We start from the raw sequence: 2,704 nt of genomic DNA on the forward strand, positions 1-2,704 counted from the left end.
AATCCCGTGGTAGTTATCTTCGCAGCCGAGGCCGATAACGAGGTAATCATAGGGAAGGTTCTCCGTTAAGTTTCTAACGATAATTTGTTCGTTTTCCACATCAATTTTTTCAATTTCATCGAATACATAGTCGACTTGATCATGAGTAGGAAAATCTACACGGGCATGCCTGTCCGATTCAGTTCCAGCTGCAATGGTGTAGAATTCCGTTTTTAATGAATGATAGGGGTTACGGTCGACGACGGTTATGTGTACATCTTTCGGCAGGTTTTCGAGCAGCTCATGCAAAATGTTCAAACCGCCGTATCCGCCACCCAGGATGACAAGTCTTTTCATTTTTTTACACCACCTTCTTCAAAATCCATCCATGCTGTTCTATGGTCTGGTGTTAGTACTTTTATCGAAAACGCTTTCTGTTTTCTTTCCATTTTAAGACTACCAAAAAACGACACGGAAAACTAGAAGAACTGAGCAATTCTTATCATTCAGAGGTATTTTTTCAAATGATTTTGAAACCATTATAAAAAAGGTGCGTATATCATCATAGAAGTGTTAAACGGAAATTCATTCCATAAGGAGGTTACCGGTGTGAAACAAAGCAAGTTCATCCTGCTTGATATTATATGTTATGTCGTTTTCCCACTTGCTGTCTGGAACCTGACTCGAGACTATATTGGTGATTATTATGCGATGCTTCTTTCCTCTGTACCCGGGATCATTTATACAGTTTACCGTTTCATCGCCTTGAAAAAAGTGAACGTATTCGGAATTTATATGATTGTTACTCTGATTGTCGGGACTCTGATTGACATATTGGCAGGGTCAGCGATCCAATTGCTGTGGAATAACGTCATATATGCTTACGCGTTAGCCTTGTTTTTTTTGATTTCCATCGTAATTAAGAAGCCGATCGCCCTCTATTTTGCCCTCGACTTCACTGAGCTGCAAGGATACGATCGAACGTTCAGTCATCGTTTGTTTCATAAAAAACGGTTATATCGAATCTTTAATTGGATTGTGGCAGCTTTTGCTATTCAGGATATCCTGCTTGCTTCCATCAAATACTGGCTGATTGTTGAATATGGGGTAGAGGCTTTTGATAAAGGCATCATTCTTCGTCAAATTATCAATTGGGGAATTACGTTTGTGATTATGGGTGGGTTCTTTTACGTTGGAAAAATCATTAATGAAAACCCGGATTTAATCAAAGAAGTTCAAGATGACATGAAGAAAGAAGCTTAGAGAGGAGGGGGATGTATGGCACCGATCGGAGCGATTATCTATCTTTTATTCATTCTGTTGCTCGCTTTCGTCATCCGTTGGATTCGTATGATCAAAAAGAATACAGATAAGCAAGTGGAGCAAAATGAAGAGCTTTTAGCTTTATTGAAGGAATTGAAGCGTGATAAAGTAAACTAAATTAATCAGCTGAGAAAGGGATTCTTCATGAAGCATATACATAGCGAGATTATACAATTTCGAGGAACACACTATGACTTTGGGTATTGGCAAGGGGAGAAGCTGAAAAATTCATGGACGGTTAAGAATCGTGAAAAGCAATGGAAGGTAAGAAAGCCGCGATTCACTGTGGAGGAGAGCGAAGTGAAGGAAGCGATCACTCGCTTCGCGCCGGGAATATGGGATGAATTACTCGGACTCCGTGACGCACTGGATTGGCCGATGGAACGGGTAATGATGGAGTTTGGCGGCTATAGGGTCGACTATAAACGCTCCGGATGCTCGATCATGACAGGAGACGGGTATTTCATCCGCAATTACGATTATATGCCGAAAACATATGAGGGACGATATAGCTTTTTCCAGCCAACTGACCAAGGATACGCGATTATTGGTCCGACACAGCGTATCACGGGAAGAATGGATGGTATGAATGAAAAAGGACTAGTCATGGGATATAACTTTATGCACCGGAAGCGGCCGGGGGACGGATTCATTTGCTGCATGATCGGACGCTTGGTGTTGGAGGCGTGTGCGAACGTAGAAGAAGCAGTGGCGATGCTTCGTGAAATTCCGCATCGTCATTCTTTCAGCTACACCGTTTTTGATACAACCAACCAAACTTATGTTGTCGAAGCTTCTCCAAGAGGAGTAGAGGTAAGAGAATCAAATGTCTGTACTAATCATTTTGAAATCATGACAAAAGAAAACCGTAACCATTTGGTTGATTCGATGAAACGGATGGACGCCATCAATACGCAACGTGCTTCGCTGGAAAATGCTGACGATGCTTTCCGGTTAATGAATGATACGGACGGTGGCGTATTTTCCAAGCTCTATAGCAGCTGGGCAGGGACAATTCATACATCTGGGTACTTACCAAAAGAGATGAAAGCCTGGTTTGCTCTTGGTGGAGATCAGACTCCTGTAGAATTCGATTTTGCAAATTGGCTCGGAGGGATAGACTTGGATCAGGATAAAATCCATGGTGAAGTGGATACCGATATTCCTTTTGTTCATATGGAAGACGGAGCGTATTGGTCAGGAAAAAAATAAACATGAAGGGGCTGGGACCGAACGATGGTGAAATTCTTATGATAAGATTTCACCATCGTTCGGTTTTTTCATGGTAGGTTAGCGCAACATATCCAATTCTTTCCATTATTTCGGGCGTTAGTCTTGTAAGGTGGAAGTATGGCCGCTCCGACAAAATGCTTCGCTTTCCTCGGGCACGGCCTCAGCCTCC

General features: G+C 42.2%; 4 protein-coding genes. 3 read left to right on the forward strand and 1 reads right to left on the reverse strand.

Going from position 1 to position 2,704, the window contains the following annotated elements; all coding sequences use genetic code 11:
- Positions 1-336: FAD-dependent oxidoreductase (locus tag LD39_RS04475; RefSeq protein ID WP_035543322.1), on the reverse strand; the 336-nt coding region annotated here is incomplete at its 3' end.
- A 252-nt stretch (positions 337-588) separates the two neighbouring features.
- Between LD39_RS04475 and LD39_RS04480 the strand changes: the two genes are divergently transcribed.
- The 3 genes from LD39_RS04480 to LD39_RS04485 are packed head-to-tail and all read left to right on the forward strand — an operon-like array spanning position 589 to position 2,514.
- Positions 589-1,242 (forward strand): VC0807 family protein, encoded by a 654-nt coding sequence (locus LD39_RS04480; protein ID WP_231572511.1) that lies wholly within the window; start codon positions 589-591, stop codon positions 1,240-1,242.
- Positions 1,243-1,257: 15 nt separating this feature from the next.
- Positions 1,258-1,419 (forward strand): hypothetical protein, encoded by a 162-nt coding sequence (locus tag LD39_RS22965; RefSeq protein WP_197061387.1) that lies wholly within the window; start codon positions 1,258-1,260, stop codon positions 1,417-1,419.
- A gap of 27 nt (positions 1,420-1,446) precedes the next feature.
- A complete protein-coding gene (locus LD39_RS04485; protein WP_035543325.1) occupies positions 1,447-2,514 on the forward strand; it encodes a C45 family peptidase in 1,068 nt (355 codons plus the stop codon).
- The last annotated feature ends 190 nt before the right edge of the window (positions 2,515-2,704 follow it).

It is taken from the genome of Halobacillus sp. BBL2006, assembly GCF_000786645.1.
Classification (GTDB): Bacteria; Bacillota; Bacilli; order Bacillales; family Halobacillaceae; genus Halobacillus.